Consider the following 21308-nt stretch of genomic DNA (forward strand, 5'->3'; position numbering starts at 1 on the left):
ATTTGAGAAGCTTATTTTAAACAAATTCAGCTTCAAACAAGTGAGTTAAATGTTTGATGATTTTGGCTTTTACTTCGTCTTCATCTACTTTTTCAACGCCAAGTTCTACTTGTAATGAAGTAACGCCTTTTCCGCGAATTCCACATGGAATGATATTATCAAAATAACCTAAATCGACATTTACATTTAAGGCAAATCCGTGCATGGTTACCCAGCGTGAGGCACGTACGCCAAGTGCACAAATTTTACGTGCAAACGGAGTTCCCACATCTAGCCACACTCCTGTTTCACCTTCACTTCTACCACATTTTAAACCGTATTCTTCTAAAGTCAGGATAATTGATTCTTCGAGAAAACGCAGGTATTTATGAATATCAGTAAAAAAATTTTCCAGATCCAGAATTGGATAACCTACAATTTGTCCGGGTCCGTGATAGGTAATATCACCGCCGCGATTGATTTTATAGAAAGTTGCTCCTTTGGCTTCTAGTTGCTTTTCGTTTAATAATAAATTTTCTAAATCACCGCTTTTTCCTAATGTATAAACGTGCGGATGTTCTACAAACAACAAATAATTTGGAGTTTCTAACTCGAGTTCTTCTCGTCTGTTTTTGATTTTTAAGTCGACTATGTCTTTAAAAAGTTCTTCCTGATATTCCCAGGTCGATTTATAATCTCTGTTTCCTAAATCTTGAAGTTGAATTTTTTTATTCATTTTAATTATTTTTCAAACTCAACATCAAAGTTAAGTTTGTCAGGATTCTCCATATAATCCGTGAAAGGGTATTGAATTGTAATTGTTTTTCTATCCTCGCTAAACAATGCTGTTGGGTTCGAAACCTTTTTTACACGTTTAGGAAAATGATATTTAATAACATAGTTAGACGAAGCAAACATCATTTTCGACATGTCTGCTGTCGAATCAGCTGGTTTCTCTGCAATTTTCTGCTTGTCTATGATTGCTTTACGTGTAAATTTCTTTCCATCATAAGTATAACTTAGTTTACTCTTATTGTCTCCTAAACCTGAAAATGGGGTCGCAGGAGCAGTACCGCCTTCCAGTTTTTGAAGTGTACTCATCGATTGCAATATATCCTGTAACTCACTAACACTTTTAAAATCGGTAGAAATGTTCATTAAGAATTGTTTTTGCTCTCCGTTCATTTTTACATTGAAAACAAAATTTTCCAATTTTTTAATTTCTTTCTGCGCTTCAGGAGATAATTTTGAGATACTATCTTGTTTATCCGCAATTAATTGTTTGAATGTAAAAGTAGAATCGATATTTTTTTTAGCATCGGCCCCCATTTGATTTCCTAGTTGATCACCAGCCATTTCCATCAAAGCAGAACCATCCATATCGACAGAATATTTTCCGGTTCCGTTGTCATTAATGTACATATTTTCAGTAAAAGTACAGCTTGTAAGTGTTGCCACTAAAAAAGAAAAACTAAGTAATTTATAAAATTTCATCATTGGTTAATTTTTTATCAAATATACGAAGAGTATTTTATTTTTAAAGGCTCTGAGGTTCTAAGATTCTAAGGTTCTGAGTTTTTATCGCATTGTCTTCAGATCTCTTTTTAATATTCATTTTTAATTGGAAATCGGTTATTTGTTTAATCGTTTAATTGCTGCTTGGCTCCAAAACCACTTCTAAATTCGTCATTTCAGGATTTTGTAAACAATCTGAAAGTTGAAATTCTAATGTGAATGATTTTTTATCAGGACTGATAATGGCTTTATCATTTGAAATTGATTTTATTTTTCCCGGGAAATGATATTTTAAAGTATACGATTGTACTAATTTGTATTTAGCATACGTTTTTTTTCTTTCTTCAAGCATTTTTTTATTCTTATCAAATGCTTCCTGATCAACAATAACCAGATTCCTTTTAAAAGTAAAACCGTCAAAAGTATATTTAATTTTGAAAAACTCTTTTGAAACCGGATAATTCTCTTTTAAGGAATTTGCTAAACTAAGACTTTCATAAACATTTGGCAGTTCTTCTATTTTCTTAAAGTCGGAAGAAATTACATTAAAATTTTCCATTTGAATTGGATCGACCTTTACATGCATTTTGACATTAGCATGTTCCTGAAACAGTGTCTGGTCCGATTTACTAAACTTCACAAATGTTGTTGCATATTTTGTAATATAATCCTGAAAAACAAATAGTGTATCTGTAAATTTTTCTGAACTCGAAAGAGGACGACCTACTTGCATATAGCTATTTTCGTCACGTAATTGAAAAATTTCAATACTTCCGCTTCCGTCCGGATTGATTTTTATGGTTTCGGTAATTTGACAGCTTGAGAGTAAAATTAAGAGTAAGAAGGTTTTTATGTAGTTCATTTTCTTGAAAGGTGCTAAGGTTCTGAGATGCTAAGATACTGAGGTTTTTTTGTTTGTCATTGCGAGGAACGAAGCAATCTCATTTTGATTGTCTAGTTCTTTTTTACCTCAATTTGATTTAGATCGTGTGATTGCTTCGTTCCTCGCAATGATAAACATCCCAACTCAAACGTCTTTTGAAAACTAAAATTTCTAATTTAGCCCCGATAGCAGCGGTATCCTTTTTTGTCTCGTTTGGAGAACGAGACAAAAAAGATACAAGCGGATAGCGGGACGAAAGGTGATTGTAATACGATAATTTTCTGCTTCAAAAAATCTAAAAACTGCATTCTGAAATCTACATTCTTTTCTTTATCTTTGCAGACTTAAAAAAAGAGCACAAAATGGCATTATCAGAACAAGAAATCATTAGAAGAGAAAAACTTCAAAACTTACGCAACTTAGGAATCAATCCTTATCCGGCTAATCTTTTTCCAGTAAATCATACTTCGAAGCAAGTGAAGGAATCGTTTGAAGAAGGTAAGAAGGTTATCGTTGCGGGACGTTTGATGAGTATTCGTGATCAGGGAAAAGCTTGTTTTGCTGAATTGCAGGATAGCGAAGGGCGTTTGCAATTGTACGTGAATCGCGATGTTTTGTGCGAAGGTGATGATAAAACATTATACAACACTGTATTTAAAAAACTAACTGATTTAGGTGACTTTGTTGGTATTGAAGGAGAATTGTTTACTACGAAAGTGGGCGCACAATGTATTCGTGTTGACGGATTTACTTTCTTGAGTAAAACATTACGTCCGCTTCCTTTGCCAAAAACGGATGAAGACGGAAATATTCATGATGCCTTTAATGATCCTGAATTGCGTTACAGAATGCGTTATGTTGATTTAACAGTAAATCAACATGTTAAGGAAACTTTCATTAAACGTACAAAGTTATTCACCGCAATGCGTGGTTATTTTAATGATGCCGGCTATCTTGAGGTTGACACTCCTGTTTTGCAGTCAATTCCGGGTGGTGCTTCGGCTAGACCTTTTATTACGCATCATAATTCGCTTGATATTCCGCTTTACATGCGTATTGCCAACGAATTGTATTTAAAAAGATTAATTGTTGGTGGATTTGAAGGTGTTTATGAGTTCTCAAGAAACTTTCGTAACGAAGGAATGGACAGAACGCATAATCCTGAATTTACTGCCATGGAAATATATGTAGCCTACAAAGACTACAACTGGATGATGGAATTTGCTGAAGGTTTGCTTGAGCATTGTGCTATTGCCGTAAATGGAACTAGCGAAGTTACATTTGGCGAGCACCAAATTAACTTTAAAGCGCCTTATGCCCGTGTTACAATGACAGATTCTATCAAACATTTTACTGGTTTTGATATCTCAGGAAAAAGCGAAGCCGAATTGTTTGAAGCTGCCAGAGGAATGGGAATTGACGTTGATAACACAATGGGGAAAGGAAAATTGATTGATGAGATTTTTGGAGCAAAATGTGAAGGAAATTATATTCAGCCAACTTTCATTACAGATTATCCTAAAGAAATGTCGCCTTTATGTAAAGAACACCGTGATAATCCAGATCTTACAGAGCGTTTTGAATTGATGGTTTGTGGTAAAGAAATCGCAAATGCTTATTCTGAACTGAATGACCCAATTGATCAGCGTGAGCGTTTTGAAGATCAAATGCGTTTGGCTGCAAAAGGTGATGATGAAGCAAACGGAATTATCGATGAAGATTTCTTAAGAGCTTTGGAATACGGTATGCCTCCAACATCTGGAATGGGAATTGGAATGGATCGTTTGATTATGTATTTAACAAACAATGCATCGATTCAGGAAGTTTTATTGTTCCCGCAAATGCGTCCGGAGAAAAAACAAGCCTCGATAGAACTTTCTGACGAAGAGAAATTTATCCTGGATTTATTGAAAGGAAATGAAAATAAAATGGATCTTCAGCAATTAAAAATTACTGCGAATTTAAGTGGTAAAAAATGGGATGCGTCTATGAAAAACTTATCTAAACACGGTTTGACTAAAGTTGCTGTTGAAGGTGAGTTTAAATTTGTGGAATTGGTAGGATAGATTTTAAATTCCAAATTTAGAAATTCCAAAATTCAATATACAAACCCGACAGGTTTTAAAAACCTGTCGGGTTTTTTATGCTACGACTAAAACGAATACTTCTCCAATTTCTTAGCATAAATATCCAAAACAACCGGAGATGCTGCAGGAATATTTCCTTTCCATTTTTCCTGAACGGATGGATTTGAAGGATATTTTCCATTTTTCATTTTTAGGGAATGCAATGTATTACCACTATTAAAAATTAAATCTTTAAAATTTTCTGAAGCTGTTGTTCCAATAAAAATTGGAAAATCAGTTACTGTAAACTTATTGATAACACTTCCATCATTATTTAGAATATAACCGGAACAGCCTCCACTTCCGCAGAAATACGGATTGGAGAAACCAACAAAATATTCGTCTTTTTTATCGTTATTTAAATCGTAAGCTTCATAGTAAAAGAAACGTTCGTCTTTTGTCATTACTGGTAAATCTTTCTTTAGTAAAATTGAAAGCTGTTTTCTAATTAACTCAACCTCTTTATCATTTTTAGCAGTGACTTCACTCAAATTTGCCGTTCCTCCCAATGTTTTTGATAAGGTATCCTGAACAATCGTTTTAATGATATTTTTTGATGCTGGTTTTTCTTTGTTTTGACAAGAGTATAACGCGAATACTGACAATGCAATCAAAATTTTATTTTTCATAATTTCTATTTTTAAGATTCTAAAGATACGTTTCGAAACCCGACAGGTTTTAAAAACCTAACGGGTTTATAAATCTGATTAAAATTAAACAAGCAAAGCCGCTTTATTCTCAATGTCATTTTTAGCCAAGAGTGATTTAATATTATTAAATGTCACCAAAGCAATCTGCGTTAAAGCTTCATTAGTAAAAAAGGCCTGATGCGCCGTTACCAAAACATTTGGAAAACTCATTAAACGCTGAATCGCATCGTCCTGAATGATATCTGCAGATAAATCCCTGAAAAACAGTTTTTCTTCCTGCTCATAAACATCGATTCCTAAATAACCTATTTTACCTTCTTTTAAGCCTTCAATAACACAGGCCGTTTCTATTAATCCTCCACGACTGGTATTGATGATCATGACGCTGTCTTTCATTTCATCAATAGACTTACTATTTATTATATGCTTCGTTTGCTCGTTTAAAGGACAATGCAGCGAAATAATATCGCTCGATTTAAAAATGGTTTCCAGAGTAACGAATTCAACTCCATCTTTTTCCATTTCAGAATTGGTTACAATATCATAAGCCAGAACTTTACAACCAAATCCTAAAGCTATTTTAGCAAAAGCTTTCCCGATATTTCCGGTTCCAATGATTCCGATGGTTTTGCCGAATAAATCAAAACCTAACAATCCGTTTAGGGAAAAATTTTGTTCCCTAACTCTGTTATAGGCTTTATGTGTTTTTCTGTTTAAGGTCAAAATCATCGCCATGGCATGTTCAGCGACAGCCTGAGGAGAATAAGCAGGAACGCGGCAAACTTTTAGATTGTATTTTTTGGCCGCTTCTAAATCGACATTATTAAAACCAGCACAACGCAATGCTATAATTTTGACGTTCTTTTCTGCCAATTGCTTAATTACGGCTTCATTGACAATATCATTCACAAAAACACAAACTATAGCTGCGTTTTCGATTAAAATTACCGTTTGAGGATTCAATTGCGTTTCAAAGAAATCCAGCTCAAAACCAAACTCTTTATTGTATTTATTAAAGAATGTTTTATCGTAAGGCTGGGTTGAAAAAAAAGCAATTTTAGTATTGTTTGATGCTGTTTCTGGAGTCATAATAATTTCTTCTAAGTTCTTAACTTGTTGATACCTTAAAAATACGCAATTAATTCTATAATTTTTATCTGAATACAAACGTTTTAATGAATTAGTTTTCAATTTGTTAAATAAAATATAATTCTGAGACGCAGATTAAACCTAATGAATTTCATAAAGTCTAAAGTATATAACAATTAAAAAACTTACCTCATGAAAAAATTATTTATCGCAGCTTTGTTATTCGTTGGAGTAGCAAGTTTTGCACAAGACGCAGATCAGGATCCAACTCAGGATCATAAAGAGCACAGAGAAAGAATGACACCGGAACAGCGTAATGACAAGCAGTTAAAAAAACTAACTTCTGAATTAAGCTTAGATGCCAATCAACAAGCTCAGGTAAAACAATTATTAGCCGAAAGAAGTGCAAAAGCTGATAAATTCAGAGAAGCCCGTCAAGCCAAAAAGGACAGCGATGTAAAACCAACAGCTGCAGAAAGAGAAGCCTTTAAAAAAGAAATGATGGCTGAAAAAGACGCTAACGACGCTAAAATGAAATCTATACTGAATGCGGACCAATATACTAAATGGAAAACTATTCAGGAAGAAAACAAAGACAAGGCTAGAGAAAAAATGAAAGAATACAAAAAAGAAAACAATATGTAATATTGACAAAAAGAGGCTTTTAAGCCTCTTTTTTATTTTTGAATATAATTTGTATTTTAATTAATACTTTCTGTTAAATAAAAGATAAACCTGAAAATCACATTAAACTTAACAAGGTTGTGAATGTCTAAATACTATAAACCATTAAAAAAAACGAATTATGAAAAAATTATTTATCGCAGCTTTATTGTTCGTTGGAATAGTAAGTTTTGCACAAGACATCAATCAGAAACCGGCACATCATCAAAAAGAAAATTTAACTCCGGAACAACGTAATGAAAAACATTTACAGAAATTGACTTCTGAATTGAGTTTAGATAAAAAACAACAAGAACAAGTAAAACAGCTTTTAGCAGAAAGAAGTGCCAAAGCAGAAAAATTTAAAGCATCAGGAAAAGACAATAAAACAAAACCTACTGATGCAGAAAAAGCAGCTTTCAAAAAACAAATGGAAACTGAAAAAGCAGCTAATGATGCTAAAATGAAAGCCATTTTAAATGCTGATCAATACACTAAATGGACCGCACTGAAAAAAGATCACAGCCGAAAACATGATCATAAAAGTCCACAGGAACGTGATCAGGAACACTTGCAAAAATTAACAACAGATCTGAATTTAAATACTGATCAACAAAAACAAGTTGCTGCACTTTTATCTGAAAGAAGCACTAAAATGGAAACGTTTAAAAAGAATCGAAAAGATTCTAATGCAAAACCAACTGATGCTGAAAAAGCTGCCATGAAAAAACAAATGGAAGAAGATCACAAAGCAACTGATGCAAAAATGAAATCTATTTTGAATGCTGATCAATATCAAAAATGGACTGCAATTCAAAAAGAGCATAAAGACAAAATGAAAGATTAAAGAAAAAATAAAATGTAATTGAGATCAAAAAAAAGAGGCTTTTAAGCCTCTTTTTTATTTCTAATAACTCTTATTTAATTGGATTTAAAATCAAATCAATTCGTTTGATACAATCTTCATAATGGTATTTTGTTTCTGTATTTACACCCAATGCTTTTGCCGCTGCAAGCGATTTTTTCAAAACATTTAATTCGCCGCGTACCAACGCTCTTAAATCAGACTGAGACACATTATAATAAACAGTTGATCTATCCGCTGGCTTAATTTCTTCTGTCATTAAATACGCCATTCTATCGATATAAGCTCTTTGTAAATTTCTACGATAGATCGTCACATTTGCTGCTGTATTGGTTTCTTTCCAGATTCCTTTTCGGGTATCTTTAAATAAATCCAACGCTTTGTACGTATCAGCACCCAAAATTTCATTATCCATTAACCTTCCAATACGGCCAAGACTCAATAAATTATTTAAATGTCTAACCTGCAGATTTCTAAACGTTTCTGTATAACCTGCATAATTGGTGTTTTTTAATGTATTGACATTCACAATCCAGGTTGGAGAAGCAAATGCATTTGCCTGCAACCAATTCATGGCTTCAATTTGTTTTGCTTTTGGCACTACTTCATAAACATTTCCTGCCTGATTTGGGTTTTTAGTATTTTCATAAACACCCCCAACATTGGTTACAACATGTCCCACATACCTACTCCAAACATCTAACATTTCTTTATATAATTCGTCTAAATCTTCATAATTATTGGTCACATTGCTTGTCCATTCATTTAGATGATTAGCAACATATTCCAGATTTTTCATTCCGTAAGTACTGGCTTTCATTGAATTGTTTCCTATGTCTTCGGTTTGCGAAGTTGGATCAAAAGCACTACTCTGTTTTCCAAAATGATAAATTGGATTTCCTGCTTTATCTAAAATCCATTTGTCTAAAGTCGCTTTTTCATCCTGAGAAGATTTAGCATTCGGAATCACTCTGTATCCCCAATTTAAAGCATAATGATCGTATGCTCCCATTTTACGAATAAATCGGATATTTTGATCTCCTGGCTGCGCGATATAATTGTATCGTGCATAATCCATTATACTCGCTGAAATTCCGTTTTCCTGAGTAAAAGTTCCGTTTCTGTAGCTTTCACAATCATAAGAAGAACTGGCGCCCATATTGTGCGGAAAACCCAACGCATGACCCACTTCGTGTGCAATTACCATACGCATCATCTCTCCCATTTCTTCATCACTGGTCTGTAAAGTTCTTGCTTTCGGATTTGCAGCTCCCGTTTCTAATAAATATCTGTTTCTGTACGAACGCAAATGATTGTGATACCAAATAACATCACTTTCAATAATTTCTCCAGTACGTGGATCTGAAACGCTTGGCCCAACTGCATTTCGAGTTGTACTTGCTACATATCGAATTACCGAATAGCGCACATCTTCCGGACTAAAATCAGGGTCTTCTTCTTTTGTTGGAGCGTCTTTTGCTATAATTGCATTTTTAAATCCGGCAGTTTCAAAAGGTTTTTGCCATTCTTCAATCCCCTGTTTGATATATTTTCTCAATTTTTCAGGTGTTGCAGGATCTAAATAATAAACAATTGGTTTGATTGGTTCAACCAATTCTCCTCTGGCATACGCTTCCGGATCTTTTGGTTCTAATCTCCAACGACGGATGTATGTTTTCAGGTCTGATTTTAATTCATTGCTTCCATAATCATACTGGCTTACAGTAAACCAACCTACACGCGGATCTGCTAATCTAGGTTTCATAGGCACTTCCGGCAATAAAACCATCGATTGATTCATCTGAATACTGATCGATTCACTTTCTTCTAACATTGATGGTTTTGAAGCATTATAAGTCATATCCTGAATAACTTCGATATTCATTGGAAAACTTTTAATTGTATTGATAAAACTTCTCGTTTCATCCAAACCTTTTACTTTATACGTTTCACGCATCTCTGCAGATATTCCGCTAATTGCCTTTACATCTGTACTATAAAATTTAGTTACATCAATAACCGTATTGGCCGAATCTTTACTGAAGGCTACAATATCAAAAGCAAATAACGTTGGCTCATAATTGTTTGATTTTACCGAAATACTAATCGGTAAGGTATCGTTTGCAACTGCATTATATGATTTTGATTTGATGAGAATTTTATCCTGAAAACGCTGCCAGACAATCAATTGCTCATTTGTTTCTGAACCAGCATTTACATAACCTCCTCCTAAATTAGAAGGCAGTTTCGACAATCTGCTTACTAAAAGCATGTCCTTATTTAGATATTTATTTGGAATTTCGAAGTAGTACTTTTTATCCACTTTATGAACCGTAAAAAGTCCTGTATCAGAAATAGCATCTTTTGTAATTACTTTGCTATACTCTTTAATTCCCGACTCCGGTTTTTTTTCTGGCGGAGGAGTTGCCGTTTCTTCTTTTTTGGATTTCTTTTTATTCTGAGCAAATTGGTTAACAGGAAATAGCATCAAAGCTGCTATAGTAGATAAAATGAAAAATTTCTTCATTTATTTTGGTTTAATGGTTATTTGATAAACAAAAATAATTTTTGAATACAATAATCAAAGAAAACAAAGGTTCATTAACTTTTTATTAACTAATAAAAAAGGCTCAACTTTATACCAAAGTTGAGCCTTAAATTTAATTATGTTCGGATTTAAAACTAAAATGTTTTTGAAACCTTATCAATTGCATTTATAGTAAAATCTAAATCTTCGTATGTCAATGCATCCGTAATAAACCAGGTTTCGTAAGCAGATGGCGCAATATAAACACCTTCGTTCAACAATCCGTGGAAGAATTTTTTAAACGTTTCATTATCTCCTTTTGCAGCTGTTTGAAAATCAACAACCGGATTTTCATCAAAGTGAACAGAAATCATAGAACCTACTCTATTGATCGTAAAAGCAACATTATTTGCTTTTAAAACTTTATCAATACCTGCTTCTAAATAAGCTGTTTTTTCTTCTAAACGAGTAAAAATAGCACGGTTATTATCCAAAGATTGCAACATCGCTAATCCGGCAGCCATTGCTAATGGATTTCCGGATAATGTTCCTGCCTGATAAACTGGCCCAAGCGGTGCTAAATAATTCATGATTTCAGCACGTGCAGCAAATGCTCCAACCGGTAAACCTCCACCAATTACTTTTCCGAAAGTGACAATATCAGCATTGATGTTATATAATTCCTGAACTCCTCCGCGAGCTAAACGGAAACCTGTCATCACCTCATCAAAAATCAATAAGATTCCGTTTTCGGTACACAAATCTCTTAAAGCTTGTAAAAATCCTTTTGCAGGGGGAATACAGCCCATATTTCCGGCAACAGGTTCAATAATAATAGCTGCAATTTCATTTTTATTCGCTTCGATTAAAGTTTTTACATTCTCTAAATCATTGTATTTTGCCAATAAAGTATCTTTTGCTGTTCCTTCTGTAACGCCCGGACTATTTGGAGAACCAAAAGTTACAGCTCCACTTCCTGCCTGAATCAAAAAGGAATCAGAATGTCCATGATAACAACCTGCGAATTTGATGATTTTATCTCTTTTTGTAAATCCACGAGCCAGACGAATCGCGCTCATACAAGCTTCTGTACCTGAATTTACAAATCTGATTTTATCGATATTTGGCACCATAGAAACGGCCAAAGCAGCGATCTCCGTTTCCAATTCTGTTGGCATTCCAAATGAAGTTCCCAATTTAGCTTTTTCAATCACAGCATCAACAACTGGCTGATAGGCGTGACCCAAAACCATTGGCCCCCAAGAATTGATATAATCAATTAACTTATTTCCGTCTTCGTCATATAAATAAGCACCTTTGGCACTTTTTACAAAAATTGGAGTTCCTCCTACTGCTTTAAATGCGCGAACTGGTGAATTTACTCCTCCCGGAATTACTTTTTCTGCTTCAGCAAAAAGCTGACTACTTCTTTTATAGATCATTATTTATTTTAGATTTTTGAGTTCAGATTTTAGATTTATCGACTTAAACCTTGATCTCTTACAAACTCATTAAAGTATTTTTGTTCTGTTTGTTCTTCTTTTGAAAGTTCTTTAAATTTTGTATCTGACATTCTAGTAGGAGAATAAAATGTCCATTTCAAAGTTGGACGATGTTTTATAAAAAAATGTTTTTCTGTAAATTCATCATGTACATAAACTCCGCAAAAAAGTCTAATTACCAAAACAATGGCAAAAATAAAAATTACAGTAGAGATTACCTTCTTCATAAATCACTCATAACTTATAATTCAAAACTCATAATTATTTCACTTTAAGCTTCTGTCCAACCGAAAGTGCATTATCTGAAAGATTATTTTTCTGTTTTATGTCGTCAACTAATATGTTGAATTTCTTCGAAATAGAATATAGCGTATCTCCTTTTTGAACTTCATATAAATTAGGATCGTTTGAGCTCATATTTATCTTTGGATCCGAAGCCACATCATAAGATGGTTTTCTTGCTGGAGCCGATTTATTAATTGCAACATACGTTTTTCCTGTAATCTGACAATCGTATTGATGCAGGTTATAACGTTCTATATAACTGATTAATTTGTCCGGATAATTAGGATCTGTAGCATAACCGCAGGCTCTTAATCCTTTTGCCCAGGCTCTATAATCGTCTTTTTCATAAGTAAATAAAGAAGCATATCTATTTTTTCCCACCAAAAACAAGGCATGATCGCGATACGATTCTGAAGCTTCTCTATATTTCCTGAAACATTCCTGTTCTGCATCATCGTCATGACGAACGCTTTCGCCCAGCCAGTCTTTATGACATTTTATTCCGAAATGATTATTGGCAGAAACTGCTAAATCTCCTTTTCCTGCACCAGATTCTAAAATTCCCTGAGCCAAGATAATACTGGCAGGAATACCATATTTCTGCATATTTCCCATTGCAATATCTTTGTACTGCAAAACATAATCGTTAATTGAACTGCTGTTAACAACTGTTTTTGAAGTAGATTGAATAACCTCAGTTGTATTATTTGTAGAAGGGTAATTTTTGCCAATTGGCTTAACAGGACTTTCTTTTTTAGCCGCCACCGTCCGGGGCTTCTGAACTGCTGCTTGTTTTTTAGTCGTCGCGATAGCCGGTTTGCTGGATGAACAGCTTGCCAGAACTGCAACTATAAGAAACAGTAGGATTTTTTTAATCATTGTTTTTGAGTATTGGTAATTTTTTCTGCTTCAACTTCATATTCATTCCTTCAATTCCCTGTAATCCTCCAGTGTGAATGAGTAAAATTTTTGAATGTGCAGGAAAATAATTTTTGCCGATTAAATCTATAACGCCAAAAACCATCTTTCCCGTATAAATTGGATCTAAGGGCACTTTGTTTTCTTCAAAAAACGCATTAATAAATTCGATTAATTCTAAATTTATCTTGCCATAACCTCCAAAATGATAGTCAGAAATTAAATTCCAGTTATCTTTTTTTGCAAAAATACGAATTTCATCGGTTAAAAAGTCACCTTTTAACGCCGGAAACCCTAAAATTTTCTGATTTGGCAATGCACTATTAATCAAACCAGAAATCGTGCCACCCGTTCCTACGGCACAGCAGACATAATTATAAACAGCATCTTCGGCTGTCAAAATCTCTTCACAACCTTTTACCGCAAGTTCGTTTGTTCCGCCTTCGGGCACTAAATAAAAGTCTCCAAATTGCTCTTTTAACTGATCTAAAAAAGAACTTTCACTTTTATTTCGATACTCTTCTCTGGAAATAAATTCAAATTCCATTCCGTTTTCCTGAGCAAACTTCAAAGTTGGATTTTCGTCAATTTTATCAAAAAGTTCATCACCCCGAATAATTCCGATGGTTTTAAAACCTTTTTCTTTTCCTGCGTAGGCGACCGCAGCAATATGATTGGAAAATGCACCTCCAAAAGTCAATATCGTTTCTTTATTTTCGGCTTTCGCCTGAAGCAAATTATATTTTAGTTTTCTGAATTTATTCCCTGAAACAAAAGGATGAATCAAGTCTTCACGTTTTATAGTTAACGAAATATCATTGGGAAAATTGATATGAATTTGTTGGTTCAAAATCGGTTTTATTTTAAAGTGATGTATTTTAGAAACTGAAAAAAAGATCGGTTTTTCAGATAATTTGTATCTGATTCGTTAGTATAGGCTTCTCTTTCAAAACTAATATTTCGATATGCCAAATCCTTGTTTTTATATTGAATCAACCGGATCAGATATTCAAAAAAATACCAGATAAAAAAAGGAAGAATCAGCATTTCTAATTGCTGTCTTAAATGTATTTTTTCATGATTGACAAAAATACCGTTTGTTTTATCAAAACCATATTTAACCACAACAAACGGAAAGACAGCCATTCCGCGATATCCTTTCGGAATTAAATATTTGGCAACAATCAGAAACATTGGCTGTAAAATTTATAAATTTGTAGCTATATAATTGTTTGATTTCATTAAAATCACAATCAATTATTTATTTTTGATTTTTTTTAGAGAAATAAAACAAGTACCCAAAGCAGATTTATGAAAGAGCAAAGTAATGAAAATAAATTAATTGAAGGCGAAGATTTTTATTATACTCCGGAGGGTTATAAATGCTTTACTGAAAAACACCATTTAAAACGTGGTTATTGCTGTAAAAGTGGCTGCCGCCATTGTCCGTATGGGTTTGACAAAAATACCGGACGAATCAGGAAGTCTAATTAGATAATGTGTCAATTAGGAAATTAGATAATTATTTTAAATCGAATTTTAAATTTACCTAACCTCATTACAGGCAGCTATGATTTTCAACTTCAAAAAATGCTAAGAAGTCTAACAATCTAACTTCTAAAAATCCAAACAAAATGAACGTTTTTATAACTAAAAATATACCAGAGTCCGGCATTTTATTACTTAAGGAAAAAGGTATCAATCTTACCATAAATCCAACAGAGAATATATTATCAAGAAATGAGTATATAAAAATCTGCCAAAAAAATGACGCTCTCCTTAACGTTGGCTCGACTACTTTAGATGAAGATTTTTTTCAACAATGTCCCCATTTAAAAGGTATTGCTTTATTTTCAGTTGGATATGATTCGGTCCATATTCCATCAGCTAATAATAGAAAAATCCCTGTTGGAAATACGCCTGATGTTTTAAACAGAGCAACTTCAGATATCGCTTTTTTATTGATGCAGAGTGTTGCCAGAAAATCCTTTTACAATCACAACAGAATTACAAAAGGAGAATGGGGAAGTTTTAATGCATTAGAAAATCTGGGACAAGAACTTTATGGCAAAACACTGGGGATATTTGGTTTAGGAAGAATTGGTTTTGAAATGGCACAGAAATGCAAAGCTGCATTTGGAATGAACATCATTTACCACAATCGCTCTCACAACGAAAATGCCGAAAAAGAGTTTGATGCTCAATATGTAGATTTTGAAACTTTACTTTCGCAAAGTGATGTTTTGAGCGTTCATTCTAATTATACGGAAGAAAATAATGAACTTTTCAATAAAAACACTTTTTCCAAAATGAAACGTAATGCTATTTTCGTAAATACAGCAAGAGGAAAATTTCATAACGAAGACGATTTATTCTATGCCCTAACTAATGACATAATTTGGGGCGCCGGACTTGATGTTACTAACCCGGAACCAATGCAAAAAGACAATCCGTTACTATCATTGCCAAATTGTTGTATTTTACCACATATTGGTTCGGCAACATACGAAGCCCGGAATGCAATGGCTGTTTGCGCCGCACAAAATATTGTAGCACTTTTTGAAAATAAAAAAATGCCTTTTTGTGTAAATGAAGAAGTTTATTCTTGAATTAAATTCCAAATTTTAAATTCCAAATTCCAATCTAAAATCTGAACTTTAAAATCTAAAATAATTATATGGATATTCGCTCAAGAAAATTTAGGATTAAAATCCACAAATCCTATCACAGGTCGGATATTCGGTATCCTTAGCTTTTTAATTAGAAAATGTGTCAATTAGATAATTATTTCGGATCAAATTTACATTGATCGACATTTCGCTCCGATGGAGCTTTTGAGACGGGATATACTATATTTTCTATAAACATAACGCCTTTCCAAGGCTGACAAAAACTCCAGAGGAGTGCTATGTTTATAGCAAATGTTTATAGCAAAATATTTATAGAAATAAATTTACCGATCTGAATTTCAGCTCCAGCGGAGCGACATAATCTAAAAACAAAAAATTAATCTGTTGTTAATCTAACAAAAGTACCTTAGCGTCTTAGAACCTTAGCAACTCAGCATCTTTCAAAAAAATGACTTTCAAAGAACAAATACAACAAGGAATCCCCTCAATATTACCTCCAAAGGCAACATACGATTTAGCTATTAATCATGCGCCAAAACGAAAAGAAATTCTTTCGGCTGAAGAGAAAAAACTGGCTTTAAAAAATGCATTGCGTTATTTTGAGTCTAAACATCATGCCGAATTAATTACCGAATTTTCAGAAGAATTAGAAAAATACGGTCGTATTTATATGTATCGTCTGCGTCCGGATTACAGAATGTATGCGCGACCAATTGATGAATATCCAGGAAAATCATTGCAGGCAAAAGCGATTATGCACATGATTCAGAACAATTTGGATTATGCTGTGGCGCAACATCCGCATGAATTGATTACGTATGGAGGAAACGGCGCTGTTTTTCAAAACTGGGCACAATATTTATTGACAATGCAGTATTTGTCTGAAATGACAGACGAGCAGACTTTAACCATGTATTCAGGACATCCGATGGGATTGTTCCCATCACATTCTGAAGCACCAAGAGTGGTGGTTACTAACGGAATGGTAATCCCGAATTACTCCAAACCGGACGATTGGGAAAAAATGAATGCCTTAGGCGTTTCACAATACGGACAAATGACAGCAGGAAGTTATATGTACATTGGACCGCAAGGAATTGTACACGGAACGACAATTACAGTTTTGAATGGTTTTAGAAAAATAAAATTAAATCCGGAAGGCAATTTATTTGTAACATCAGGACTTGGCGGAATGTCCGGTGCTCAACCAAAAGCAGGAAATATTGCCGGTTGTATTACGGTCTGCGCCGAAGTAAATCCGAAAATCACTAAAATCCGTCACGAACAAGGCTGGATTAATGAAATTGTGACTTCAACTGAAAAACTGGTTAAAAGAGTCAATTCGGCGAAAGCCAATAAAGAAGTAGTTTCGATTGCCTATTTAGGAAATGTGGTTGATGTTTGGGAATGTTTCGACAAAGAAAACATCAAAATTGATTTAGGTTCTGATCAAACATCGCTTCATAATCCATGGGCCGGAGGTTATTATCCGGTTGGAATTTCATTTGAAGAAGCGAATGAAATGATGGCTAATAATCCGGAATTATTCAAAGAAAAAGTACAGGAATCATTGCGCAGACAAGCGAAAGCAATTAACAAACATACCGCAAAAGGAACTTACTTTTTTGATTACGGAAATGCCTTTTTACTAGAAGCTTCTCGTGCTGGTGCTGATGTTATGGCCGAAAATAACATCGATTTTAAATATCCGAGTTACGTTCAGGACATTATGGGACCAATGTGTTTTGATTACGGATTTGGGCCTTTTAGATGGGTTTGTACTTCAGGAAAACCAGAAGATTTACAAAAGACAGATACGATCGCGAGTCAGGTTTTAGAAGAATTGGCCAAAACTAGTCCAGATGAAATTCAGCAACAAATGCAGGATAACATCAAATGGATCAAAGGCGCGCAGGAAAATAAATTGGTTGTAGGTTCTCAGGCCAGAATTCTTTATGCAGATGCTGAAGGAAGAATTAAAATTGCCGAAGCATTTAACCAGGCAATTGCAAGAGGCGAAATTGGAACAGTGGTTTTAGGGCGCGATCATCATGACGTTTCCGGAACCGATTCTCCTTACAGAGAAACTTCAAATATCTACGACGGATCTCGTTTTACAGCCGATATGGCGATTCAAAATGTAATTGGCGACAGCTTTAGAGGCGCAACCTGGGTATCGATTCATAATGGCGGTGGCGTTGGCTGGGGAGAGGTTATAAACGGTGGCTTTGGTATGGTTCTTGATGGATCTAAAGAAGCTTCAAAACGTTTAGCATCAATGCTTTTTTGGGATGTTAACAACGGAATTTCAAGAAGAAGCTGGGCACGAAATGACGAAGCTATTTTTGCCATAAAAAGAGCAATGGAAGTTCAGCCTTTATTAAAAGTAACTTTACCTAATATTGTTGACGAAACTTTATTTTAGCCTAAAGTTCTCTTATTTATTTAAAAATGAGAACATTAAATTTTAAACATATGAAAGTATTTAAATTAATTCCGATTCTTCTACTTTTACTGTTCGTTTCGTGCGACACAGTAAGTGCTTATTCTGATTATGACAAAACAGTAGATTTTACGCCTTACAAAACATACGCCTTTTTTAAGCCCGGAATTGATAAGGTTGAAATATCTGACTTGGACAAAAAAAGAATTCTTCATGCAATTGACGATCAAATGCAGGCCAAAGGTTTTACAAAAAGCGAAAATCCCGATATATTAGTAAACATTTTCACCAAAGCCAAAGAACAAGTTGATGTAAATCAATTTTACGCAGGATACGGTTATGGATGGGGTTACGGCTGGGGATGGGGCTGGAATCCGTATATGTATGGAGGAACAACAGTTTCAAGATACACGGAAGGGACTTTGTTCATTGATTTAATTGATGCTAAAAAGAAAGAAATGATCTGGCAAGGTCAGGGTATTGGTACTTTATACAAAAACATAGATAAAAAAGATGCTCGAATTACTGAATTTGTTACCAAAATTTTAGCGCAGTATCCACCGGTTAAGAAATAATTTTAGTCGCAGTTTTCAGTGACAGTTTTCAGTTTAAAAAAAACTAAACAAAGTTGATGAATACTTCGCAAAATAATTAATACATTTGTTTTTCAAAGAACAAAAAATGACAAACTTAAATAACATTATTATCATCGCGATTAACATTATTGTAATTGAGCAATAATGCGAGGTGTTATATAAATTAAGTAAACAAAATACAATTTATTAAACCTCCCAAACCGGGAGGTTTTTTATTTAGAAATTTTTTGCCACAGATTTGCTTCGCCTGTTCGCTATCGTTCGGGTCACAGATTCTCACAGATAAAAAATCTTATTAAATCATTTAATCTGTCGCAAAAATAAAAACAAACAACATGGATCTATTTAACGAAGTACTCAATGCAAAAAAGCAACTCGAAAATGTAGTTGCTGCTACTCCACTGACACAAAATTTAAACCTTTCTGACGAATTTAAATCGACTATTTTATTAAAAAGAGAAGATTTGCAAATTGTCCGGTCGTACAAAATTAGAGGAGCTTACAACAAAATTTCTTCGTTGAATGAAACTGAAAAAGCAATTGGCATTGTATGCGCCAGTGCCGGAAACCATGCACAAGGTGTCGCATATTCCTGTCATCTTCTGCAAATAAAAGGCAAAATCTACATGCCAAAAACGACTCCAAAACAAAAAGTAAAACAAGTGCAATTGTTCGGGAAATCATTTGTAGAAATTGTTTTGACAGGAGATACTTTTGATGATGCTTATGCTTCGGCTACTGCAGATGCCATTCAAAATCATAAAATATTTATTCATCCTTTCGATGATGAAAAAGTTATCGCTGGTCAGGGAACCGTTGGTTTAGAAATTCTCGATAGTTATAAAGAACCTATCGATTATGTTTTTGTTCCGATTGGCGGAGGCGGATTGGCTTCTGGCTTATCTGCTGTTTTTAAACATTTAAGTCCAAATACGAAAATCATTGGTGTTGAGCCAAAAGGGGCTCCTTCGATGAAAACTTCAATAGCAGAAAATAAAAACACGGCACTAAAAACCATCGATAAATTTGTTGACGGTGCGGCTGTCAAACAAGTTGGCGATATGACTTTTGAAATCTGTAAGGATAATTTAGAAGATATTATTCTGGTTCCCGAAGGAAAAGTCTGCACCACAATTTTACGTTTGTACAATGAAGAAGCAATGGTTGTGGAACCAGCCGGAGCATTAACTATTGCCGCTTTGGATTTTTATAAAGATAAAATTAAAGGCAAAACCGTTGTTTGTGTTGTTAGCGGAAGTAATAATGATATAGAAAGAACAGCCGAAATAAAGGAACGTTCTTTACTTTACGAAGGTCTAATGCATTATTTCATGATTCAGTTTCCTCAGCGTCCGGGAGCTTTAAAAGAATTCGTAAATAATATTTTAGGCCCTGATGATGACATCACTTATTTTCAGTTTCATAAAAAAAACAATCGCGAAGTGGGCTCTGTTGTGGTTGGCTTAGAATTGAAAAACAAAAAAGACATTATGAATATCAAACTAAATATGACTAAAAATGGTTTTGAGTTTCATTATTTAAACGATAATCAGGATTTGTTTACACAATTAATTGGTTAAAATCCAGTTCCGATGACAAATATCAGAGAATAGAAAAACTTATAGTGTAATTTTGTATTTTATTTTAGATCTCACAAACATGACAACTCTTAAAGATATTTCGACCATAGAAGACATACAATTAATGGTTGATACCTTTTATGATAAGGTTAGACAAGATGATCTTCTTGGTCCGATTTTTAATGACAAACTACAGGACCGCTGGCCAATGCATTTACAAAAAATGTACGGCTTTTGGCAAACAATTTTGTTTGATGTGCGTGCTTACTCCGGAACTCCGTTTCCACCGCACAAACAATTACCGGTAGACAAAACGCATTTTGACCGTTGGGTTTTTCTTTTTAATTCTTCAATCGACGCACTTTTTGCAGGAACAATAACGGAAGAAGCAAAAATGAGAGCTGCAAATATGGCTTATATGTTTAATCATAAAATTGATTATTTCAGGAATTTAGAAAATCAATAAAAATTAATTCTATTGGTATTTCTAAATAACTAAATTTGGGGCAACAATTTTTAATAAAACATGAAAAAAGCATTACTATCTCTTCTATTTTTTCTCTCTATCATTATTGCTGCAAATGCTCAAACTTCTAAAAGCAATTTATACAAAGGCACAATTGATGGAAAAATAGCCGTTACTTTTTTTATTAAAACAGAAGAAAACCCCTGCACAGCCGATTTAATGTATACTGCCATGTATCGCTATGACAAATCCGGTAGTTGGATCCAATTGGACATTACCCAAAATACCAAAAACGAAAATCAATTTGCGTTAGTGGAACATAGTTTTACTGGCCTTATGATTTTGAAAAAAGAAGAAACTACTTTTAGTGGTTTGTGGATAAGTTCTGACAGCAAAAAGCAATTGAAAGTAGAACTGAAAGAAGCCAAAATGACTAAAAAAGAAACTGAATCTTATGAAGCCAAGATGGAAAAAGTTAATTATGAAAATAACGATTGCTAGAAAATTGTTCTTTTTATACTTCGAAAACATTCTTTTGAAAACGGATTCCCTAGCCCTGATAGCAGCGGTATCCTTTTTCTTGCTTCTTTA

The 21308-nt window shown here is 34.0% G+C and carries 21 protein-coding genes; 10 read left to right on the forward strand and 11 right to left on the reverse strand.

Annotated elements, in window-relative coordinates; translation table 11 throughout:
• Window positions 1-16: 16 nt before the first annotated feature.
• The 3 genes from lipB to B0A65_RS17505 all read right to left on the reverse strand — a co-directional run bounded on the left by lipB (window position 17) and on the right by B0A65_RS17505 (window position 2356).
• Window positions 17-715: a lipoyl(octanoyl) transferase LipB gene (gene lipB / locus B0A65_RS17495; RefSeq protein WP_074659931.1), complete on the reverse strand. Its 699-nt coding sequence runs from the start codon at window positions 713-715 to the stop codon at window positions 17-19.
• 5 nt (window positions 716-720) lie between these two features.
• Complete coding sequence (locus tag B0A65_RS17500; protein WP_242670304.1) at window positions 721-1476, reverse strand: hypothetical protein; 756 nt, start codon at window positions 1474-1476, stop codon at window positions 721-723.
• Between the two features lie 151 nt (window positions 1477-1627).
• A complete protein-coding gene (locus tag B0A65_RS17505; RefSeq protein WP_074659929.1) occupies window positions 1628-2356 on the reverse strand; it encodes a hypothetical protein in 729 nt (242 codons plus the stop codon).
• 383 nt (window positions 2357-2739) lie between these two features.
• Between B0A65_RS17505 and lysS the strand changes: the two genes are divergently transcribed.
• Window positions 2740-4443 (forward strand): lysine--tRNA ligase, encoded by a 1704-nt coding sequence (gene lysS, locus B0A65_RS17510; RefSeq protein ID WP_074659928.1) that lies wholly within the window; start codon window positions 2740-2742, stop codon window positions 4441-4443.
• 86 nt (window positions 4444-4529) lie between these two features.
• On the opposite strand, the gene B0A65_RS17515 is transcribed toward lysS, so the two are convergent.
• On the reverse strand, window positions 4530-5132 hold the full coding sequence (locus B0A65_RS17515; protein WP_074659927.1) for a hypothetical protein: 603 nt from the start codon (window positions 5130-5132) through the stop codon (window positions 4530-4532).
• Window positions 5133-5216: 84 nt separating this feature from the next.
• Complete coding sequence (locus B0A65_RS17520; protein ID WP_074659995.1) at window positions 5217-6242, reverse strand: 2-hydroxyacid dehydrogenase; 1026 nt, start codon at window positions 6240-6242, stop codon at window positions 5217-5219.
• Window positions 6243-6434: 192 nt separating this feature from the next.
• Between B0A65_RS17520 and B0A65_RS17525 the strand changes: the two genes are divergently transcribed.
• Window positions 6435-6887 (forward strand): SPFH domain-containing protein, encoded by a 453-nt coding sequence (locus B0A65_RS17525; protein ID WP_074659926.1) that lies wholly within the window; start codon window positions 6435-6437, stop codon window positions 6885-6887.
• Window positions 6888-7047: 160 nt separating this feature from the next.
• Entirely contained in the window at window positions 7048-7752 is a 705-nt protein-coding gene (locus B0A65_RS23560) for a hypothetical protein (RefSeq protein WP_074659925.1), read from the forward strand.
• Between the two features lie 70 nt (window positions 7753-7822).
• On the opposite strand, the gene B0A65_RS17535 is transcribed toward B0A65_RS23560, so the two are convergent.
• The 6 genes from B0A65_RS17535 to B0A65_RS17560 all read right to left on the reverse strand — a co-directional run bounded on the left by B0A65_RS17535 (window position 7823) and on the right by B0A65_RS17560 (window position 14196).
• Window positions 7823-10297 carry a zinc-dependent metalloprotease gene (locus tag B0A65_RS17535; protein WP_074659924.1) on the reverse strand — a complete coding sequence of 825 codons (2475 nt, stop codon included), beginning with the start codon at window positions 10295-10297 and terminating at the stop codon, window positions 7823-7825.
• Window positions 10298-10452: 155 nt separating this feature from the next.
• A complete protein-coding gene (gene hemL, locus B0A65_RS17540; protein WP_074659923.1) occupies window positions 10453-11739 on the reverse strand; it encodes a glutamate-1-semialdehyde 2,1-aminomutase in 1287 nt (428 codons plus the stop codon).
• 35 nt (window positions 11740-11774) lie between these two features.
• Entirely contained in the window at window positions 11775-12026 is a 252-nt protein-coding gene (locus B0A65_RS17545; protein WP_074659922.1) for a hypothetical protein, read from the reverse strand.
• Between the two features lie 34 nt (window positions 12027-12060).
• Entirely contained in the window at window positions 12061-12963 is a 903-nt protein-coding gene (locus B0A65_RS17550; protein ID WP_074659921.1) for a glucosaminidase domain-containing protein, read from the reverse strand.
• Window positions 12956-13852 carry a 1-aminocyclopropane-1-carboxylate deaminase/D-cysteine desulfhydrase gene (locus B0A65_RS17555; protein ID WP_242670305.1) on the reverse strand — a complete coding sequence of 299 codons (897 nt, stop codon included), beginning with the start codon at window positions 13850-13852 and terminating at the stop codon, window positions 12956-12958. The genes B0A65_RS17550 and B0A65_RS17555 overlap by 8 nt, the downstream gene beginning before the upstream one ends.
• Window positions 13853-13860: 8 nt before the next feature.
• Window positions 13861-14196, reverse strand: a complete 336-nt coding sequence (locus B0A65_RS17560; protein ID WP_074659919.1) for a hypothetical protein — start codon at window positions 14194-14196, stop codon at window positions 13861-13863.
• 117 nt (window positions 14197-14313) lie between these two features.
• Here B0A65_RS17560 and B0A65_RS17565 point away from each other — a divergent pair, with 117 nt between their 5' ends.
• From B0A65_RS17565 to B0A65_RS17595, 7 genes are all read left to right on the forward strand, one after another.
• A complete protein-coding gene (locus tag B0A65_RS17565) occupies window positions 14314-14496 on the forward strand; it encodes a DUF5522 domain-containing protein (protein WP_074659918.1) in 183 nt (60 codons plus the stop codon).
• Window positions 14497-14636: 140 nt separating this feature from the next.
• Complete coding sequence (locus B0A65_RS17570; RefSeq protein ID WP_074659917.1) at window positions 14637-15611, forward strand: 2-hydroxyacid dehydrogenase; 975 nt, start codon at window positions 14637-14639, stop codon at window positions 15609-15611.
• Window positions 15612-16080: 469 nt separating this feature from the next.
• Complete coding sequence (locus B0A65_RS17575) at window positions 16081-18057, forward strand: urocanate hydratase (RefSeq protein WP_074659916.1); 1977 nt, start codon at window positions 16081-16083, stop codon at window positions 18055-18057.
• 50 nt (window positions 18058-18107) lie between these two features.
• A complete protein-coding gene (locus B0A65_RS17580; RefSeq protein WP_074659994.1) occupies window positions 18108-18650 on the forward strand; it encodes a DUF4136 domain-containing protein in 543 nt (180 codons plus the stop codon).
• Window positions 18651-19006: 356 nt separating this feature from the next.
• Window positions 19007-20251 carry a threonine ammonia-lyase IlvA gene (gene ilvA / locus B0A65_RS17585; protein WP_074659915.1) on the forward strand — a complete coding sequence of 415 codons (1245 nt, stop codon included), beginning with the start codon at window positions 19007-19009 and terminating at the stop codon, window positions 20249-20251.
• A 79-nt stretch (window positions 20252-20330) separates the two neighbouring features.
• On the forward strand, window positions 20331-20717 hold the full coding sequence (locus B0A65_RS17590; protein ID WP_074659914.1) for a group III truncated hemoglobin: 387 nt from the start codon (window positions 20331-20333) through the stop codon (window positions 20715-20717).
• A 60-nt stretch (window positions 20718-20777) separates the two neighbouring features.
• Window positions 20778-21218, forward strand: a complete 441-nt coding sequence (locus B0A65_RS17595) for a hypothetical protein (RefSeq protein WP_074659913.1) — start codon at window positions 20778-20780, stop codon at window positions 21216-21218.
• Window positions 21219-21308: the final 90 nt, after the last annotated feature.

Source organism: Flavobacterium frigidimaris, assembly GCF_002217275.1.
GTDB classification, from domain to species: Bacteria; Bacteroidota; Bacteroidia; order Flavobacteriales; family Flavobacteriaceae; genus Flavobacterium; species Flavobacterium aquidurense.

What these genes read in the sequence shown, in the direction of transcription:
- lipB (WP_074659931.1), bottom strand. Translation starts at nt 715, where the DNA reads ATGAATAAAAAAATTCAACTTCAAGATTTAGGAAACAGAGATTATAAA.
- B0A65_RS17500 (WP_242670304.1), bottom strand. Translation starts at nt 1,476, where the DNA reads ATGATGAAATTTTATAAATTACTTAGTTTTTCTTTTTTAGTGGCAACA.
- B0A65_RS17505 (WP_074659929.1), bottom strand. Translation starts at nt 2,356, where the DNA reads ATGAACTACATAAAAACCTTCTTACTCTTAATTTTACTCTCAAGCTGT.
- lysS (WP_074659928.1), top strand. Translation starts at nt 2,740, where the DNA reads ATGGCATTATCAGAACAAGAAATCATTAGAAGAGAAAAACTTCAAAAC.
- B0A65_RS17515 (WP_074659927.1), bottom strand. Translation starts at nt 5,132, where the DNA reads ATGAAAAATAAAATTTTGATTGCATTGTCAGTATTCGCGTTATACTCT.
- B0A65_RS17520 (WP_074659995.1), bottom strand. Translation starts at nt 6,242, where the DNA reads ATGACTCCAGAAACAGCATCAAACAATACTAAAATTGCTTTTTTTTCA.
- B0A65_RS17525 (WP_074659926.1), top strand. Translation starts at nt 6,435, where the DNA reads ATGAAAAAATTATTTATCGCAGCTTTGTTATTCGTTGGAGTAGCAAGT.
- B0A65_RS23560 (WP_074659925.1), top strand. Translation starts at nt 7,048, where the DNA reads ATGAAAAAATTATTTATCGCAGCTTTATTGTTCGTTGGAATAGTAAGT.
- B0A65_RS17535 (WP_074659924.1), bottom strand. Translation starts at nt 10,297, where the DNA reads ATGAAGAAATTTTTCATTTTATCTACTATAGCAGCTTTGATGCTATTT.
- hemL (WP_074659923.1), bottom strand. Translation starts at nt 11,739, where the DNA reads ATGATCTATAAAAGAAGTAGTCAGCTTTTTGCTGAAGCAGAAAAAGTA.
- B0A65_RS17545 (WP_074659922.1), bottom strand. Translation starts at nt 12,026, where the DNA reads ATGAAGAAGGTAATCTCTACTGTAATTTTTATTTTTGCCATTGTTTTG.
- B0A65_RS17550 (WP_074659921.1), bottom strand. Translation starts at nt 12,963, where the DNA reads ATGATTAAAAAAATCCTACTGTTTCTTATAGTTGCAGTTCTGGCAAGC.
- B0A65_RS17560 (WP_074659919.1), bottom strand. Translation starts at nt 14,196, where the DNA reads ATGTTTCTGATTGTTGCCAAATATTTAATTCCGAAAGGATATCGCGGA.
- B0A65_RS17565 (WP_074659918.1), top strand. Translation starts at nt 14,314, where the DNA reads ATGAAAGAGCAAAGTAATGAAAATAAATTAATTGAAGGCGAAGATTTT.
- B0A65_RS17570 (WP_074659917.1), top strand. Translation starts at nt 14,637, where the DNA reads ATGAACGTTTTTATAACTAAAAATATACCAGAGTCCGGCATTTTATTA.
- B0A65_RS17575 (WP_074659916.1), top strand. Translation starts at nt 16,081, where the DNA reads ATGACTTTCAAAGAACAAATACAACAAGGAATCCCCTCAATATTACCT.
- B0A65_RS17580 (WP_074659994.1), top strand. Translation starts at nt 18,108, where the DNA reads ATGAAAGTATTTAAATTAATTCCGATTCTTCTACTTTTACTGTTCGTT.
- ilvA (WP_074659915.1), top strand. Translation starts at nt 19,007, where the DNA reads ATGGATCTATTTAACGAAGTACTCAATGCAAAAAAGCAACTCGAAAAT.
- B0A65_RS17590 (WP_074659914.1), top strand. Translation starts at nt 20,331, where the DNA reads ATGACAACTCTTAAAGATATTTCGACCATAGAAGACATACAATTAATG.
- B0A65_RS17595 (WP_074659913.1), top strand. Translation starts at nt 20,778, where the DNA reads ATGAAAAAAGCATTACTATCTCTTCTATTTTTTCTCTCTATCATTATT.